The following is a 16,860-nucleotide window of genomic DNA, read 5'->3' as shown; positions in this document are numbered from 1 at the left end:
GTTGTGGGTGTTAGCGAGCAGTCGCACCTTTCAGGATGTTCTGCTGCTTTTCCTTATGCTTGAGCAATTGTCGGTCCAGCTTGTCAGTGAGTAGGTCGATTGCCGCATACATGTCGTCATGTTCTGCGTTAGCGACCACCTCTCCACCGTGGATGTGCAGTGTGGCTTCGATTTTCTGTTTCAGTTTCTCGACTGCCATCGTTACCTGCACATTGGTAATCTTGTCAAAGTGCCCTTCGAGCTTCTTGAATTTGAGCTCGATGTATTCGCGCAGGGGCTTGGTCACTTCCAATTGGTGTCCACTGATGTTGACTTGCATACAGCGTCTCCTTCGTTGCCAGTACATAAAGAGGCAGGCTTGAATGCCTACCACTGGAACGCTACGGCGTACGGCCACCCTTACATCAATCGCTTGCGTTCGCTTGAAGGTGCTATCCCAAGTGATTCGCGGTATTTAGCGACCGTGCGCCGAGCTACCTGAATGCCTTGTGCCTCCAGTAAACCAGCGATCTTGCTGTCACTCAACGGCTTTTTCTGATTTTCCGCAGCTACCAGTTTTTTGATGATCGCGCGAATGGCCGTGGACGAACACTCTCCGCCCTCTGAGGTGCTTACGTGACTGGAAAAGAAATATTTCAGTTCGTAAATACCGCGCGGGGTATGCATGAATTTTTGCGTGGTCACACGTGAAATCGTCGATTCGTGCATGCCTACCGCTTCGGCGATGTCATGCAGAACCAAGGGTTTCATGGCTTCGTCGCCATACTCAAGAAAGCCGCGCTGGTGCTCGACGATCTGCGTGGCCACTTTCATCAGCGTTTCGTTGCGGCTCTGCAGGCTCTTGATGAACCAGCGTGCCTCTTGCAACTGATTGCGCATGAAGGTGTTGTCAGCGCTGGTGTCGGCCCTGCGGACGAACCCTGCGTATTGGGGGTTGACCCGCAGACGGGGCACGGACTCTTGATTGAGCTCTACCAGCCAGCGCTCGTTGTCTTTGCGCACGATCACGTCGGGCACAACGTATTCGGCCTCGCTCGACTCGATCTGCGAGCCTGGGCGCGGGTTGAGGCTCTGCACCAGTTCAATGACCTGGCGCAGTTCGTCTTCCTTGAGCTTCATGCGCCGCATCAGCTGAGCGTAGTCGCGGCTGCCAAGCAGGTCGATGAAGTCTCCGACCAAGCGTTGTGCCTCGGCCAGCCAGCGAGTCTTCGCGGGGAGCTGACGCAATTGCAGTGACAGGCATTCGCTCAGGTTGCGAGCGCCGATACCCGCGGGTTCGAATTGCTGGATACGGTGCAGTACTGCTTCGATTTCATCCAGTTCGACATCCATTTCCGGGTCGAAGGCATCGAGGATTTCCTCAAGCGACTCGTCCAGGTAGCCCTGATTGTTGATGCAGTCGATCAGCGTGACGGCGATCAACCGATCAGTATCGGACATGGGGGCCAGATTCAATTGCCACAACAGATGGCTTTGCAGGCTCTCGCCGGCCGATGTGCGAGTGGTGAAGTCCCATTCGTCATCGTCGTTGTTGCTGCTGGGCAGGCTGCTGGCACTGGTCTGATACACGTCATCCCAAGCGGTATCAACGGGCAGCTCGTTGGGGATGCGGTCGTTCCAGTCGCCTTCTTCCAGGTTGTCCACCGTCGGGGCGGGCTCCTGGTAGGTAGGTTCCTGTACGTCAGGATTGGGTTTCTCTATGTTGTCGGCCAACGGATCGGCATTGTCGAAGTCGTCGCCTTCTTCCTGGCGTTCCAGCATAGGGTTCGACTCCAACGCTTCCTGGATTTCCTGTTGAAGGTCCAGGGTCGACAATTGGAGGAGGCGGATGGCCTGTTGCAGCTGCGGTGTCATCGTCAGCTGCTGGCCCATTCTCAGGACTAGCGATGGTTTCATGGCAGGGGCTTAACACCTTATTTCGCCGGCGCACATGCGCCATCCACTACAGGGCGCCGAAGCGCCAACTTAAGCAAATTATATGCCTGAAACCTAAGTGTTTGCCTAGAGTGTGATGACAATTAATGTTCTTGTCAGCACTGCACCCTAGCGTCCGTCGCCGATGAAGAGCGAAACACCGCAGAGCTTACAGGCGGAATTCATGGCCGAGGTAAACCTCTTTAACCAGTTGGTTAGCCAGAATGGTTTCTGAATCACCCTCAGCGATCAGTTGCCCGTCGTTGACGATGTAAGCGGTTTCACAAATATCCAGGGTGTCACGTACGTTGTGATCGGTGATCAGTACGCCGATGCCCTTGGCTTTCAAGTGATAAATGATTTGCTTGATATCGCCGACGGAAATGGGGTCGACACCGGCAAACGGTTCATCGAGCAAGATGAATTTTGGCGAAGTCGCCAGTGCGCGAGCGATTTCCACACGACGGCGTTCACCGCCGGACAGGCTCATGCCCAGGTTGTCGCGTATGTGGCTGATGTGGAACTCCTGCAGCAGGCTTTCCAGCTCCTTGCGACGCGCTGTACGGTCGAGTTCCTTGCGGGTCTCGAGGATCGCCATGATGTTATCGGCAACCGACAGTTTGCGAAAAATCGAGGCTTCCTGCGGCAGATAGCCGATCCCGGCGCGTGCGCGACCGTGCATGGGTTGATGGCTGACGTCTTGATCGTCGATCAAGACGCGACCCTGATCGGCCTGGACCAAACCTACGATCATGTAGAAACAGGTGGTTTTGCCAGCACCGTTAGGGCCAAGCAGCCCCACGATTTGCCCGCTCTCGATCGAGAGACTGACATCGCGCACAACCTGGCGACCCTTATAGCTTTTAGCCAGATGCTGGGCTTTAAGCGTCGCCATTACGGAGCCTTCTGCGGTGCGGGTTTGTTTTTCGGCTGGATGACCATGTCGATCCGCGGACGTGGTGCCGTCACCTTGGCTCCGTTGGCGCGGCCGGCATTGACGATTTGTTTCGTCGTGTCATAGACGATTTTCTCGCCTTCGGACGTATTGCCGTCGTTGATGACCTTGGCCTTGTCGATCAGGATGATCCGGTCAAGGGCGGCGAAGTACTGGATGGTCACGCCGTACGCTTGAACGATAGGCTTGTCGACGGCAGGTTTCTGTTCGTAGTAAGCAAGATTGCCAACGGCGGTAAATACGTCGACTTCACCTGTTGGCGTCCGGGTGATGGTCACGGTGTTGCCCGTGATCTTCATGGAGCCTTGGGTGATGATGACATTGCCTTTGTAGGTGGCAATGCCCTGCTTGTCATCGAGTTGCGCATCGTCAGACTGAATATGAATAGGCTGATCGCGGTCCGTCGGCAAAGCCCAGGCGCTCACGCTTCCCAGTGCTGCGCCCAAACCGAGCAAAAAAGGGAGGGTTTTAACGAGCCTCATACTGTCCTCTTACGTTGGACAGCAGGTGCATCCTGCCGTCGTTCAAATACGCTTTCATACCCGTGCCAGTGGATACGCCGCCGAAACCGTCGATTCTAACGGCTTGCTCGGTCTGCGCATATTGCTTCTGTGGGAATACAGTCATTCGACTGCTGGTAATAATCGTTGTCCGGTTTTTTTCGTCAGTGCGTGCGATACGTACTGAATCGATGAGCTCGACCTCGGTGCCGCCGGGAGACACTTCTCCCTTCTTGCTCTGGACATGCCAGGGAAAGAGGGCGCCGCGATACAGTTGCAGATCTGGATTGGTCAGCAGGGTGATGTCGGAAATCTGCACATGTTCGACCTTGTCGGCGGTCATGTCGTATTGAAGCTTGCCGTCTGGCAGGAACTGCAGGCTGTGAGCATTCATCGCATAAAAGTCGATGGCGGCCGGGTCAACGGGTGCAGCCCGCTGCTCCAGAAAGGTTTCAGGGCTGATGTTCCAGTAGCCTGCGGCCGCCAGCATCAGCGCAAGCACGCCCAGAATCAAAAACCGGCGAATCTTTTTACTCAGCATAAATGACTTCTATAAGTAGGCGGCGTGGGCCGCTTCAAGGCTGCCTTGAGCGCTAAGGATCAACTCGCAAAATTCGCGCGCCGCGCCTTCGCCGCCGCGAGCCTGAGTAATGCCGTGGGCATGTTGGCGAACAAAACTGGCCGCATTGGCGACCGCCATGCCAAGGCCAACGCGCCGAATGACAGGCAAGTCTGGCAGGTCGTCACCCAAGTACGCGACCTGTTCATAGCTTAGATTGAGTTGGGCAAGTAGTTCGTCAAGAACGACCAGTTTATCTTCGCGGCCTTGATACAAGTGCTGGATGCCCAGATTCTGCGCGCGGCGCTCGACCACCGGTGTGCGACGCCCGCTGATGATAGCGGTGTGCACGCCCGAGGCAATCAGCATTTTTATGCCTTGGCCATCGAGTGTATTAAACGTTTTGAACTCACTGCCGTCTTCGAGAAAGTACAGGCGTCCGTCCGTCAGCACGCCATCGACGTCGAAAATGGCCAGTTTGATGTTCTTGCCGCGTTGCAGCAGATCCTGCATCGTCGCTTCGCTCATTACATAACCCCCGCGCGCAGCAGGTCTTGCAGGTTGAAGGCGCCAATAGGGTGGTCGTTCTTGTCGACCACGATCAAGGCTCCAATTTTGTGGTCTTCCATGATTTTCAACGCCTCGGCTGCAAGCATCTCGGGGCGAGCAGTCTTGCCATGGAGTGTCATCACTTCGTCGATGCTCGCCTGACGAATATCGATGCTGCGGTCCAGGGTTCTGCGCAAATCGCCGTCGGTAAATATCCCGGCGAGGCGGCCATCGGCCTCCACAACGGCAGTCATGCCCAAGCCCTTGTGGGTCATTTCCATCAGCGCATCACGCAGCAGCGTGCCGCGTTGAACCTTTGGCAAATCTTCACCGGTATGCATGACGTGTTCGACTTTGAGCAACAAACGTCTGCCAAGCGCGCCGCCAGGGTGGGAGAAGGCAAAGTCTTCCGCCGTGAACCCGCGCGCTTCGAGCAGGGCGACCGCCAGTGCGTCGCCCATCACCAGTGCGGCGGTAGTCGAGGACGTAGGGGCCAGGTTCAGTGGGCAGGCCTCTTGCGTGACGTAAACGTTGAGATTGATTTCTGCGGCCTTGGCCAGCGGCGAATCAGGGTTGCCGGTCAGGCTGATCATCTTGATGCCCAAGCGTTTGATCAGTGGCAGCAAGGTGACGATTTCGGCGGTCGAACCCGAGTTGGAAATCGCCAGAATGATGTCGTCGCGGGTGATCATGCCCATGTCGCCATGGCTCGCTTCAGCCGGGTGGACGAAGAACGCGGTGGTGCCCGTGCTTGCCAGGGTGGCGGCAATCTTGTTGCCGATGTGCCCGGACTTGCCCATGCCGACCACTACGACACGGCCTGTACCGGCCAGAATCATCTCGCAAGCGCGTACGAAATCTGCGTCGATATGGGCCAGCAAGCCTTCTACGGCTTCTATTTCGAGGCGGATGGTGCGTTGTGCTGTTTGAATCAGGTCGCAGGATTGGCTCATGTCAAAAATCGGTCAGCCTGATGAAAAGGCGGCGATTATAGCGGTAATGGCTCAATCCCTCACGCTTGATCGTCCGACTTTGTTGTGCGCCGTAAATCAGGTCAGGTATACGCGGACTGATTGTGTCCTTTGTAGGACGTTTTGCAATTGTTCGAATTATCTGTCTCGCACCTTAACGAAAGAGGCTTCTACCGTGGGCCGCGCGCGCGGGCGGTGGTATAGTTCGCCGCCGGTTCTGCCCCCCGGACAGCCACTGCGCGTGTCTTGCGGCACGGACCTGGCGTCAGAGTGTGAGGCTGCATCGCAAGGAGTTTAGATGAGTGCCGATAACGCCTACGCGGTCGAGCTGAAGGGTGTCACCTTCATGCGCGGGACGCGCAGCATTTTCAATAATGTTGATATTCGTATTCCTCGGGGCAAGGTCACCGGCATCATGGGACCTTCCGGCTGTGGCAAAACGACCTTGCTGCGTTTGATGGGTGCGCAGTTGCGTCCCAGCAAAGGCGAAGTGTGGGTCAACGGCCAGAATCTGCCGAAATTGTCGCGCAGCGACCTGTTCGACGCACGCAAGCAAATGGGCGTGCTGTTTCAGAGTGGCGCCTTGTTCACGGACCTCGATGTGTTCGAAAACGTGGCCTTTCCGCTTCGCGTGCACACCGATTTGCCGGAAGAAATGATCCGCGACATCGTCTTGCTCAAATTGCAAGCGGTCGGACTGCGCGGTGCCATCGAGCTGACGCCCGACGAGTTGTCTGGCGGCATGAAGCGCCGTGTGGCATTGGCTCGGGCGATTGCCCTTGACCCGCAAATCCTGATGTACGACGAACCCTTCGTGGGCCAGGACCCTATTGCCATGGGGGTGCTGGTGCGCTTGATTCGGTTGCTCAACGATGCGTTGGGGATCACCAGTATTGTGGTGTCCCACGACCTTGCCGAAACAGCGAGTATCGCGGACTACCTGTATGTAGTGGGCGATGGCGAGGTATTGGGGCAGGGGACCCCCGAGGAACTGATGAACTCGGACAACCCTCGTATTCACCAATTCATGACCGGCGAACCTGATGGCCCTGTGCCATTTCACTATCCGGCACCGGATTATCGCGACGAACTTTTGGGGAAGCGCTGATGCGCAGAAAGTCACTACTGGAGCGGATTCGTCTATTCGGGCACGCTGCGATCGATAGCATTACGGTGCTGGGGCGCTCGGGCATATTTCTGGTTCATGTGTTGTTCGGCCGAGGCGGCATTGGCGGCAGTTTTCAACTGCTGGTCAGGCAGCTGCATTCAATCGGCGTCATGTCCCTGCTGATCATTGTGGTCTCGGGGGGCTTCATTGGCATGGTGTTGGCGCTTCAAGGCTTCAACATCCTGACTAAATATGGCTCGGAGCAGGCCGTCGGGCAGATGGTTGCGTTGACCCTGTTGCGTGAGTTGGGGCCTGTGGTTGCGGCTCTGCTGTTCGCCGGGCGCGCGGGTTCCGCGTTGACCGCTGAAATCGGCAACATGAAATCCACTGAGCAATTGTCCAGTCTGGAAATGATTGGCGTCGATCCACTCAAGTACATCGTTGCGCCGCGTCTGTGGGCTGGTTTCATCTCTCTGCCGTTGTTGGCGATGATCTTCAGTGTGGTCGGAATCTGGTGTGGCTCCTGGGTTGCGATCGACTGGCTGGGCGTTTACGAAGGCTCATTCTGGTCAAATATGCAAAACAGCGTGTCCTTCAGGGATGACGTGCTCAATGGTGTTATTAAAAGCGTAATCTTTGCTTTTGTGGTTACCTGGATTGCCGTGTTTCAGGGTTACGACTGTGAGCCCACTTCGGAAGGGATCAGTCGTGCCACCACTAAAACAGTGGTGTATGCCTCGTTGGCCATATTAGGCCTGGACTTTATTCTGACTGCCCTGATGTTTGGAGACTTTTGATGCAAAACCGCACCCTGGAAACCGGTGTCGGCCTATTCCTGCTGGCCGGGATCTTGGCTTTGCTGTTGCTGGCCTTGCGGGTCAGTGGTTTGAGCGTAAGCGCGACCAACGACAGCTATAAACTTTATGCCTACTTCGACAATATTGCCGGTTTGACTGTCAGAGCCAAGGTGACCTTGGCGGGCGTTACAATCGGCAAGGTCACTGCTATCGATCTGGATCGCGACAGTTTTACCGGTCGGGTGACAATGGAGGTTGAAAAACGGGTGAATAACCTGCCATCGGACTCCACGGCTTCCATTCTTACCGCCGGTTTGCTGGGCGAGAAGTACATCGGTCTCAGCGTGGGCGGGGAAGAGGCGCTGCTCAAAGACGGCGGCACGATCCACGATACCCAGTCGTCGCTGGTGCTGGAGGATCTGATCGGTAAATTCCTGCTCAATACTGTGAGTAAAGACGCCAAATGAGGAGCTTTTCCATGATGTCGATCTTGCGCCGTGGCCTGCTTGTATTGCTGGCTGCGCTTCCATTGGTTGCGAATGCTGTGGCCGCGCCGTCCGCCCATGATCTGGTGGATCGCACGACCAAGGAGTTGCTGAGCGATCTGGCCGCTCATAAAGAGCAATACAAAACCAATCCGAGCGCCTTTTACGATGCATTGAATCGCATCGTCGGCCCAGTAGTGGATGCCGAGGGCATCTCGAAAAGCATCATGACGGTCAAGTACTCTCGCAAAGCGACACCTGAACAAATGCTGCGTTTTCAGGATAATTTCAAGCGGAGTCTGATGCAGTTCTATGGCAACGCACTGCTCGAATACAACAATCAGGGCATTACAGTCGCCGCAGCCAAAGAAGAAAATGACACCCGCACCAGCGTCGATATGCAGGTCAAGGGCAACAACGGCGCCCTGTATCCCGTGTCCTACACACTCGAGAAAATCAACGGCGAGTGGAAAGTGCGTAACGTCATTATCAACGGCATCAACATTGGCAAGCTGTTCCGTGATCAGTTTGCTGACGCCATGCAGCACAATGGCAATGACCTTGATAAAACCATCAACGGTTGGGCGGGCGAAGTTGCCAAGGCCAAGAGCACCATCGATCAAGCGGCCGAGAAACCTGTCAATGAGTGAATCAGGTGTTCGTCTTGGCGCTGCAGGTGAGTTGTACCTGAGTGGCGTGCTCGACTTCCGCACCGGGCCGGCCTTGCGCAAGCAAGGTCAGGCCCTGATCAAGGCCTGCACCGCGCCGGCGTTGATTCTGGACTGTTCCGCAGTGGAAAAATCCAGCAGTGTCGGCCTGGCTTTGCTGCTCGCGTTCATGCGCGATGCCGACGCTGCCGGAAAAGCTGTCAGCGTTCAGTCGCTGCCGGAAGATATGCGCCAAATTGCCCAAGTGTCCGGCTTGATTGAGTTGCTGGAACCGAATCAGCCGTCATAAAAGAAAGCTTTCCGTCCGAGTCTGTCATTCCGGGGTTCGCAGCGAGGGGGCTTTTTTGTATGATGGCCGACCCGCGCGCGTAGGGCGCCGATCGAGGTTAAGCATGCAGGCCGTAGAAGTTAAAAGCTTCCTTGAAGGAAAGCTGCCGGAAATCCAGGTAGAAGTTGAAGGTGAAGGCTGCAATTTTCAGCTGAATGTGATCAGTGACGAGATGGCGACCCTTAGCCCAGTCAAGCGTCAGCAGCAGATCTATGCCCATTTGAACCCTTGGATCGCCGATGGCAGCATCCATGCGATCACTATGAAATTTTTCAGCCGCGCTGCATGGGCCGAGCGCACCTGAGCCAATTGGCGTCGAGATTCTAATGGATAAACTGATTATTACTGGCGGCGTTCGTCTTGATGGCGAAATCCGCATTTCCGGGGCGAAGAACTCTGCCCTGCCGATTCTTGCTGCAACGTTGCTGGCCGATGGGCCGGTGACGGTGTGCAACCTGCCGCACCTGCACGACATCACCACCATGATCGAGCTGTTCGGGCGCATGGGCATTGAGCCTGTGATCGACGAAAAGCTTAGCGTTGAAATCGACGCGCGCACCATCAAGACCCTGATCGCCCCGTACGAATTGGTGAAAACCATGCGTGCTTCGATTCTGGTGCTGGGTCCGATGGTTGCTCGTTTCGGCGAAGCAGAAGTGGCGTTGCCTGGTGGTTGCGCCATCGGCTCGCGTCCGGTCGATTTGCACATCCGTGGCCTTGAAGCCATGGGCGCGACCATCGACGTCGAAGGCGGCTACATCAAAGCGAAGGCGCCAGAAGGCGGCCTGCGTGGAGCGAACTTCTTCTTTGATACCGTCAGCGTGACCGGTACCGAAAACATCATGATGGCAGCCAGTCTGGCCAACGGCCGTAGCGTGTTGCAGAACGCTGCCCGTGAACCGGAAGTGGTCGACCTGGCCAACTGCCTGATCGCCATGGGTGCGAACATCACCGGCGCGGGCACTGACACCATCACCATCGATGGCGTTAAGCGCTTGCACGGTGCCACCTATAAAGTGATGCCTGACCGCATCGAGACCGGCACTTACCTGGTAGCGGCGGCGGCCACTGGCGGTCGCGTCAAGCTCAAGGACACCGATCCAACCATTCTGGAAGCTGTGTTGCTCAAGCTCCAGGAAGCGGGCGCTGAAGTCACTACTGGCGCTGACTGGATCGAACTGAACATGCACGGCAAGCGGCCTAAAGCCGTGAACCTGCGCACCGCACCCTACCCGGCGTTCCCGACCGATATGCAGGCGCAGTTCGTTGCGCTGAACGCTATCGCCGAAGGCACCGGTGCCGTGATTGAAACGGTCTTCGAAAACCGTTTCATGCACGTCTATGAGATGCAACGCATGGGCGCACAGATCCTGGTTGAAGGTAATACCGCGGTCGTGACCGGTGTTGATCTACTCAAAGGCGCGCCCGTCATGGCGACCGACCTGCGTGCTTCGGCCAGCTTGGTGATCGCAGCATTGGTTGCTCAGGGCGACACGTTGATCGATCGCATTTACCACATTGACCGTGGTTATGAATGCATCGAAGAAAAACTGCAGATGCTCGGCGCCAAGATCCGTCGCGTTCCGGGCTAGGGCCTGCGTACTGATCGTTCTGCACTAATGTCCTGGACCTGAATTCGTTCAGCGCAGGACACGTGAGGCACACGGATGTGCCCGATTGCTAAGGACCTACGTTTCCCATGTTAACCATCGCACTGTCCAAGGGCCGCATTCTTGACGACACCCTGCCGCTTCTCGCTGAAGCAGGCATTGTGCCGACCGAGAATCCGGACAAAAGCCGCAAGCTGATTATCCCCACGACTCAGGCAGATGTACGCCTGCTGATCGTGCGCGCCACCGATGTGCCAACGTATGTCGAACATGGCGCCGCCGACCTGGGCGTTGCCGGTAAAGATGTGCTGATGGAATACGGCGGTCAGGGCCTCTACGAGCCACTGGACCTGCAAATTGCCCAGTGCCGTCTGATGACTGCCGGTGCTATCGGCGCAATCGAGCCAAAGGGCCGTCTGCGTGTGGCGACCAAGTTCGTCAACGTTGCCAAGCGTTACTACGCCGAGCAAGGCCGTCAGGTCGATATCATCAAGCTCTATGGCTCGATGGAACTCGCTCCCCTGATCGGTTTGGCCGACAAAATCATCGACGTGGTCGACACCGGCAACACGCTGCGTGCCAACGGCCTCGAACCTCAGGAGCTGATTGCAACTATCAGTTCGCGTCTGGTGGTGAACAAGGCTTCGATGAAGATGCAACATGCGCGCATCCAGGCGCTGATCGATACGCTGCGTAAAGCAGTTGAGTCGCGACACCGCGGCTGATCCACCTGCGCGACGTTAAGTCGCGCCCATCTATCCGTGTCATAGCCAAATTTCTCAGGTGCCCGCGCGGATGGCTTGGTAGCTTAGGGCGATCACGCCCACCCGGCACCTGAGCAAATCGCCAATTATTGAGGCTTCGCTATGACCGCTTCCACTGCAATACGCCGACTTGATGCTGCTGACTCAGACTTTGCACGCCATCTGGATCATCTGCTGAGCTGGGAAAGTGTGTCTGACGACTCAGTTAATGAGCGTGTACTCGACATCATCAAGGCTGTGCGTGAGCGTGGTGACGCGGCGCTGGTGGAATTCACTCAGCGTTTCGACGGGCTTGAAGTGGCCACCATGGCAGAGCTGATTCTGCCCCGCGAGCGCCTGGAACTGGCCCTGACCCGCATCACTGCTGCGCAACGCGAAGCGCTGGAAAAAGCCGCCGACCGCGTGCGCATCTACCACGAAAAGCAAAAACAGGACTCCTGGACCTACACCGAAGCCGACGGCACGGTGCTGGGCCAGAAGGTCACGCCTTTGGACCGTGCAGGTCTGTATGTGCCCGGTGGCAAGGCGTCTTATCCGTCATCGGTATTGATGAATGCGATTCCGGCCAAAGTGGCTGGCGTGGCCGAAGTGGTCATGGTCGTACCGACGCCTCGTGGCGAAATCAATGAGCTGGTCCTCGCGGCGGCCTGCATTGCGGGTGTTGATCGCGTGTTCACCATCGGCGGCGCTCAGGCAGTGGCCGCGCTGGCCTATGGCACCGAAAGCGTACCCAAGGTCGATAAAGTCGTCGGCCCTGGCAACATCTATGTTGCCACCGCCAAGCGTCACGTCTTCGGCCAGGTCGGCATCGACATGATCGCCGGTCCTTCAGAAATTCTGGTGGTGTGCGATGGCCTGACAGATCCGGACTGGATCGCCATGGACCTGTTCTCCCAAGCCGAGCACGACGAAGACGCTCAGGCGATTCTGGTCAGCCCGGATGCCGAGTTCCTCGACAAAGTGGCGGCGAGTATCGCCAGGTTAATGCCGACCATGGAGCGCGCCGAGATCATCAAGACCTCGATCACCAGCCGTGGCGCCCTGATCAAAGTGGCCGACATGCAGCAGGCCATTGAAGTGGCCAACCGTATTGCCCCGGAACACCTTGAGTTGTCGGTGGCCGATCCTGAAGCCTGGTTGCCGCAGATTCGCCATGCGGGTGCGATCTTCATGGGGCGTCACACCAGCGAAGCGCTGGGCGATTACTGCGCCGGTCCGAACCACGTATTGCCGACCTCCGGCACCGCGCGTTTCTCGTCACCGCTGGGGGTGTATGACTTCCAGAAACGTTCGTCGATCATTTATTGCTCGGAACAAGGTGCTTCCGAGTTGGGCAAAACGGCCTCGGTGTTGGCGCGCGGTGAGTCCCTGACCGCCCATGCCCGTAGCGCCGAATACCGGATCGTCGACAGCAAAGAACAGGAAAAAAAAGCATGAGCAAATTCTGGAGTCCTTTCGTTAGCGATCTGGTGCCTTACGTGCCGGGTGAGCAGCCGAAGCTGACCAAGCTGACCAAGCTCAACACCAACGAAAATCCGTACGGGCCATCGCCAAAAGCATTGGCGGCGATGCGCGCCGAGCTGTCCGACGACCTGCGCCTGTACCCGGACCCGAACAGCGACCTGCTTAAGCAGGCGGTTGCCAGGTATTACGGCGTGCAGGGTAATCAAGTGTTCCTCGGCAATGGCTCCGATGAAGTGCTTGCTCACGCCTTCAACGCGTTTTTCAAGCACGATCTACCCCTGCTTTTTCCGGATATCAGCTACAGCTTCTATCCGGTGTATTGCGGTTTATACGGGATCGATTTCACCGCAGTGCCGCTGGACGAGCACTTCCAGATTCGTCTTGAGGATTACGCGCAGCCTAACAGCGGCGTCATTTTCCCTAATCCGAATGCGCCAACCGGTTGCCTGCTGGCGCTGGACGCCATTGAGCAGTTGCTCAAGGCCAATACCGAATCGGTAGTGGTGGTGGACGAGGCATACATCGACTTTGGTGGCCAAACCGCGATCAGTCTGGTGGACCGTTACCCGAACCTGCTGGTCACGCAAACCCTATCCAAGTCGCGTTCGCTGGCTGGGCTGCGGGTGGGCTTGGCGGTGGGGCATCCGGATCTGATCGAGGCGTTGGAGCGGGTCAAGAACAGCTTCAACTCTTATCCACTGGATCGCTTGGCGATTGTCGGTGCGGCCGCTGCGTTTGAAGACCGTGAGTATTTCGACGCCACCTGCAAGGCAGTTATCGACAGTCGTGACGCGTTGGTCGAGCAGTTGAAGGGCAAGGGTTTCGACGTATTGCCTTCAGCGGCCAACTTCATCTTCGCGCGTCACCCGAAGCATGACGCAGCGGGGCTGGCGGCCAGGTTGAGGGAGCAGGGCGTTATCGTTCGGCACTTTAAACAAGAACGCATCGCGCAGTTCCTGCGGATCAGCATTGGTACGCCAGAGCAGAATCAGGCGTTGCTCGAGGGGTTGGGCGAGCTCTGATTTATAAGGTTTGCTAGAAAAGCCGTGGAAGCGAACTCATTCGCTCCCACGGTCTAGCTGATTTACCGCGTTATTCTTCTGTTGCTGGCTTCGTCAGCGGCGGCGGACGCAAGCCGACTTCAGCGGTCAGCTTGATATCCTTACCGTTGCGCATTACCTCAATGTCGATTTTGTCGCTTGGCTTGGTGCGCGCTACCTGATTCATCGAACGCCGACCATCGCCGGCAGGTTCGCCGTTGATGCTCAGGATCACGTCGCCGAGTTGCAGACCCGCTTTTTGCGCCGGGCCGTCCTGGAAAATGCCGGCCACCACAATGCCTGGGCGGTCTTTCAAGCCGAAAGACTCGGCCAGGTCCTGGGTCAGTGGTTGAACTTCGATCCCTAGCCAGCCGCGAATCACCTGGCCGTGCTCAATGATTGCTTTCATCACCTCCAGCGCCAGTTTGGTCGGGATCGCAAAGCCTATGCCTTGCGAACCGCCGGACTTGGAGAAAATCGCCGTGTTGATCCCGGTCAGATTACCGGCGGCATCCACCAACGCCCCGCCGGAGTTGCCGGGGTTAATCGCCGCATCGGTCTGGATGAAGTCTTCGTACGTATTGAGGCCCAGTTGATTGCGCCCAGTGGCACTGATGATGCCCATGGTCACGGTCTGGCCGACCCCAAACGGGTTGCCGATTGCCAGCGCGACGTCGCCGATACGGATGTTGTCCGAGAGGGCGATGGTGATCGAGGGCAGATTCTTCAGGTCTATTTTCAGGACTGCCAGATCGGTCTCGGGGTCGCTGCCGATCACCCGGGCCAATGTTTCACGACCATCCTTGAGTGCCACCACGATCTGATCAGCGCCAGCGGTCACGTGGTTGTTGGTCAGCAGGTAGCCTTCCGGGCTCATGATTACGGCTGAGCCGAGGCTCGACTCCATACGCCGCTGTTTGGGCAGGTTGTCGCCGAAGAAGCGTCTAAATTGCGGGTCTTCGAACAGTGGGTGATTCGACTTGTTGACCACTTTGGTCGTGTACAGGTTGGCCACGGCAGGTGCTGCGATGATAACCGCATCGGCATAGGACACCGGACCCTTCTGCACCGTAGACGACTGCGGCGCCTGTTGCAGATTGACGTCTTGGCTAGGCAACCCCACCCATTGCGGGTAGCGCTGAATAACCAGCAGAGCGATGAGCACGCCAGCCAGCAATGGCCAGCCGAAGAAACGCAGTGCCTTGAGCATTGAGCAAAGTCCTGATGATTGCCAAGCGCAGCAGCTTTTTGCCTGAGCTGCGCCATAATGGCGGGCATTATACGAGTACCGAGCAGCGCTGAACTGCATATTTAGGAGTCTTTTATGGCTGTTGCCCTGAGCACCCTGGTCGAGGAAGCGGACCGCTATCTGAGCAGCTCGCGGATCCAGGATTATTGCCCCAACGGATTGCAAGTCGAGGGCCGTCCGCAAGTGATGAGGATCGTCAGCGGTGTCACTGCCAGTCAGGCCTTGCTCGATGCCGCGGTCGAGGCTCAGGCGGATTTGATTCTGGTGCATCACGGCTACTTCTGGAAGGGCGAGAATCCTTGCGTCACGGGCATCAAGCAGCGTCGCCTGAAAACGTTGCTCAAGCATGACATTAGCTTGTTGGCTTACCACCTGCCGCTGGACCTGCACCCCGAAGTCGGGAATAACGTGCAACTGGCTCGCCAGCTGGACATCACCGTCGAAGGCCCCTTGGATCCGGACAATCCGCGCATCGTCGGGCTGGTGGGTTCGTTGGCCGAGCCCGTGACGCCCCGTGACTTCGCCCGGCGAGTGCAGGACGCGCTGGGTCGAGAGCCGTTGCTGATCGAAGGCAGCAAAATGATTCGTCGGGTCGGGTGGTGCTCCGGGGGTGGTCAGGGTTATATCGATCAGGGTGTGCTGGCCGGTGTCGATCTGTACCTCAGTGGCGAGGCATCGGAGCAGACGTTTCATAGCGCGCGGGAAAACGACATCAGTTTTATCGCCGCCGGTCACCACGCCACCGAGCGCTATGGTGTTCAAGCGCTGGGGGATTATTTGGCGCGACGCTTTGCGCTGGAGCATCTGTTCATCGATTGTCCTAATCCGATTTGAAGACCCAAACGAGGCGATCTATTCATAGAACGTTTCGATCTAGCTGGCCCCCTGAATAGAAGCAGGCGCTGTGCTAGAGTGCCCGGCTCGAACACGGCCCGCTGGCCGTCCATCCGTACGTTTTCGTGAGTAGCTATGGTCGACAAACTGACGCATCTGAAACAGCTGGAGGCGGAAAGCATCCACATCATCCGCGAGGTCGCCGCCGAGTTTGATAACCCGGTGATGCTGTACTCCGTCGGTAAAGATTCCGCCGTAATGCTGCACTTGGCGCGTAAAGCGTTCTTCCCGGGAAAATTGCCGTTTCCGGTGATGCATGTCGATACCCGGTGGAAGTTCAAGGAAATGTACAGCTTCCGCGACCGTATGGTCGAAGAACTGGGCCTGGATCTGATCGTGCACGTCAATCCGGACGGCGTGGCGCAGGGCATCAGTCCTCTGACTCACGGCAGCTCCAAACACACCGATATCATGAAGACCGAAGGCCTCAAACAGGCCCTCGACAAATACGGCTTCGATGCCGCGTTTGGTGGTGCTCGCCGCGATGAAGAGAAGTCTCGCGCCAAAGAGCGTGTGTATTCCTTCCGTGACAGCAAGCATCGTTGGGACCCGAAGAACCAGCGTCCCGAGCTGTGGAACGTGTACAACGGCAAGGTCAACAAGGGCGAGTCGATCCGGGTATTCCCGCTGTCGAACTGGACCGAGCTGGATATCTGGCAGTACATCTACCTCGAAGGCATCCCGATCGTACCGCTGTATTTTGCGGCCGAGCGTGATGTGATCGAGATGAATGGCACCCTGGTCATGATCGACGACGAGCGTCTCCTGAACCACCTCAGCGATGAGGACAAGGCGCGTATCGTCAAGAAGAAAGTGCGTTTCCGTACACTCGGCGACTACCCGTTAACGGGCGCGGTTGAGTCCGAGGCGACCAGCCTCACGGATATCATTCAGGAAATGCTCCTGACGCGAACGTCCGAACGCCAGGGCCGAGTCATCGATCACGATGGCGCCGGTTCCATGGAAGACAAGAAACGTCAGGGCTATTTCTAAACAGGGTGTCTC

At 57.0% G+C, this 16,860-nt stretch carries 20 protein-coding genes; 12 read left to right on the top strand and 8 right to left on the bottom strand.

Going from position 1 to position 16,860, the window contains the following annotated elements; genetic code table 11:
- Positions 1-10: 10 nt before the first annotated feature.
- The 7 genes from raiA to QN399_RS13645 form a co-directional block, all read right to left on the bottom strand.
- Positions 11-319, bottom strand: a complete 309-nt coding sequence (gene raiA, locus QN399_RS13675) for a ribosome-associated translation inhibitor RaiA (RefSeq protein ID WP_322181890.1) — start codon at positions 317-319, stop codon at positions 11-13.
- An 80-nt stretch (positions 320-399) separates the two neighbouring features.
- On the bottom strand, positions 400-1,896 hold the full coding sequence (locus QN399_RS13670; RefSeq protein WP_322181888.1) for an RNA polymerase factor sigma-54: 1,497 nt from the start codon (positions 1,894-1,896) through the stop codon (positions 400-402).
- Positions 1,897-2,083: 187 nt separating this feature from the next.
- Positions 2,084-2,809, bottom strand: coding sequence for an LPS export ABC transporter ATP-binding protein (lptB, locus tag QN399_RS13665; RefSeq protein ID WP_219062300.1), 726 nt, complete (start codon positions 2,807-2,809; stop codon positions 2,084-2,086).
- Positions 2,809-3,351, bottom strand: a complete 543-nt coding sequence (gene lptA, locus QN399_RS13660; RefSeq protein WP_322181885.1) for a lipopolysaccharide transport periplasmic protein LptA — start codon at positions 3,349-3,351, stop codon at positions 2,809-2,811. The genes lptB and lptA overlap by 1 nt, the downstream gene beginning before the upstream one ends.
- Entirely contained in the window at positions 3,338-3,910 is a 573-nt protein-coding gene (gene lptC, locus QN399_RS13655) for an LPS export ABC transporter periplasmic protein LptC (protein ID WP_322181883.1), read from the bottom strand. Before lptC ends, lptA begins: the two co-directional genes overlap by 14 nt.
- Before the next feature lie 9 nt (positions 3,911-3,919).
- A complete protein-coding gene (gene kdsC, locus QN399_RS13650) occupies positions 3,920-4,456 on the bottom strand; it encodes a 3-deoxy-manno-octulosonate-8-phosphatase KdsC (protein WP_322181881.1) in 537 nt (178 codons plus the stop codon).
- The gene (locus QN399_RS13645; RefSeq protein WP_322181879.1) at positions 4,456-5,430 is read right to left on the bottom strand and encodes a KpsF/GutQ family sugar-phosphate isomerase; all 975 of its coding nucleotides are present in this window, start codon (positions 5,428-5,430) and stop codon (positions 4,456-4,458) included. The genes kdsC and QN399_RS13645 overlap by 1 nt, the downstream gene beginning before the upstream one ends.
- A gap of 316 nt (positions 5,431-5,746) precedes the next feature.
- Here QN399_RS13645 and QN399_RS13640 point away from each other — a divergent pair, with 316 nt between their 5' ends.
- The 10 genes from QN399_RS13640 (at position 5,747) to hisC (ending at position 13,694) form a co-directional block, all read left to right on the top strand.
- Complete coding sequence (locus QN399_RS13640; protein ID WP_322181877.1) at positions 5,747-6,556, top strand: ABC transporter ATP-binding protein; 810 nt, start codon at positions 5,747-5,749, stop codon at positions 6,554-6,556.
- On the top strand, positions 6,556-7,353 hold the full coding sequence (gene mlaE, locus QN399_RS13635; protein WP_322181875.1) for a lipid asymmetry maintenance ABC transporter permease subunit MlaE: 798 nt from the start codon (positions 6,556-6,558) through the stop codon (positions 7,351-7,353). The genes QN399_RS13640 and mlaE overlap by 1 nt, the downstream gene beginning before the upstream one ends.
- Positions 7,353-7,820, top strand: coding sequence for an outer membrane lipid asymmetry maintenance protein MlaD (gene mlaD, locus QN399_RS13630; protein ID WP_322181873.1), 468 nt, complete (start codon positions 7,353-7,355; stop codon positions 7,818-7,820). Before mlaE ends, mlaD begins: the two co-directional genes overlap by 1 nt.
- 11 nt (positions 7,821-7,831) lie before the next feature.
- A complete protein-coding gene (locus QN399_RS13625) occupies positions 7,832-8,488 on the top strand; it encodes an ABC transporter substrate-binding protein (RefSeq protein ID WP_330201044.1) in 657 nt (218 codons plus the stop codon).
- Positions 8,481-8,795: an STAS domain-containing protein gene (locus tag QN399_RS13620; protein ID WP_322181869.1), complete on the top strand. Its 315-nt coding sequence runs from the start codon at positions 8,481-8,483 to the stop codon at positions 8,793-8,795. Before QN399_RS13625 ends, QN399_RS13620 begins: the two co-directional genes overlap by 8 nt.
- A gap of 103 nt (positions 8,796-8,898) precedes the next feature.
- On the top strand, positions 8,899-9,138 hold the full coding sequence (locus QN399_RS13615) for a BolA family protein (RefSeq protein WP_219062290.1): 240 nt from the start codon (positions 8,899-8,901) through the stop codon (positions 9,136-9,138).
- Positions 9,139-9,160: 22 nt separating this feature from the next.
- Positions 9,161-10,426 (top strand): UDP-N-acetylglucosamine 1-carboxyvinyltransferase, encoded by a 1,266-nt coding sequence (gene murA, locus QN399_RS13610; protein WP_219062289.1) that lies wholly within the window; start codon positions 9,161-9,163, stop codon positions 10,424-10,426.
- Between the two features lie 107 nt (positions 10,427-10,533).
- The gene (gene hisG / locus QN399_RS13605) at positions 10,534-11,169 is read left to right on the top strand and encodes an ATP phosphoribosyltransferase (RefSeq protein ID WP_322181866.1); all 636 of its coding nucleotides are present in this window, start codon (positions 10,534-10,536) and stop codon (positions 11,167-11,169) included.
- Between the two features lie 141 nt (positions 11,170-11,310).
- On the top strand, positions 11,311-12,645 hold the full coding sequence (gene hisD, locus QN399_RS13600; protein ID WP_322181864.1) for a histidinol dehydrogenase: 1,335 nt from the start codon (positions 11,311-11,313) through the stop codon (positions 12,643-12,645).
- Positions 12,642-13,694 (top strand): histidinol-phosphate transaminase, encoded by a 1,053-nt coding sequence (gene hisC, locus QN399_RS13595; RefSeq protein ID WP_330201043.1) that lies wholly within the window; start codon positions 12,642-12,644, stop codon positions 13,692-13,694. The genes hisD and hisC overlap by 4 nt, the downstream gene beginning before the upstream one ends.
- A 70-nt stretch (positions 13,695-13,764) precedes the next feature.
- Here hisC and algW read toward each other — a convergent pair whose 3' ends face one another.
- The gene (gene algW / locus QN399_RS13590) at positions 13,765-14,922 is read right to left on the bottom strand and encodes a Do family serine endopeptidase AlgW (protein ID WP_330201042.1); all 1,158 of its coding nucleotides are present in this window, start codon (positions 14,920-14,922) and stop codon (positions 13,765-13,767) included.
- Between the two features lie 114 nt (positions 14,923-15,036).
- Between algW and QN399_RS13585 the strand changes: the two genes are divergently transcribed.
- Positions 15,037-15,795: a Nif3-like dinuclear metal center hexameric protein gene (locus QN399_RS13585; protein ID WP_322181857.1), complete on the top strand. Its 759-nt coding sequence runs from the start codon at positions 15,037-15,039 to the stop codon at positions 15,793-15,795.
- A 135-nt stretch (positions 15,796-15,930) separates the two neighbouring features.
- Positions 15,931-16,848, top strand: coding sequence for a sulfate adenylyltransferase subunit CysD (cysD, locus tag QN399_RS13580; protein ID WP_219062283.1), 918 nt, complete (start codon positions 15,931-15,933; stop codon positions 16,846-16,848).
- Positions 16,849-16,860 lie beyond the last annotated feature (12 nt).

Origin of the sequence: Pseudomonas sp. 10C3, assembly GCF_036346185.1 — a bacterium.
Taxonomy (GTDB): domain Bacteria; phylum Pseudomonadota; class Gammaproteobacteria; order Pseudomonadales; family Pseudomonadaceae; genus Aquipseudomonas.
This window is presented reverse-complemented; position numbering and strand designations above follow the sequence as displayed.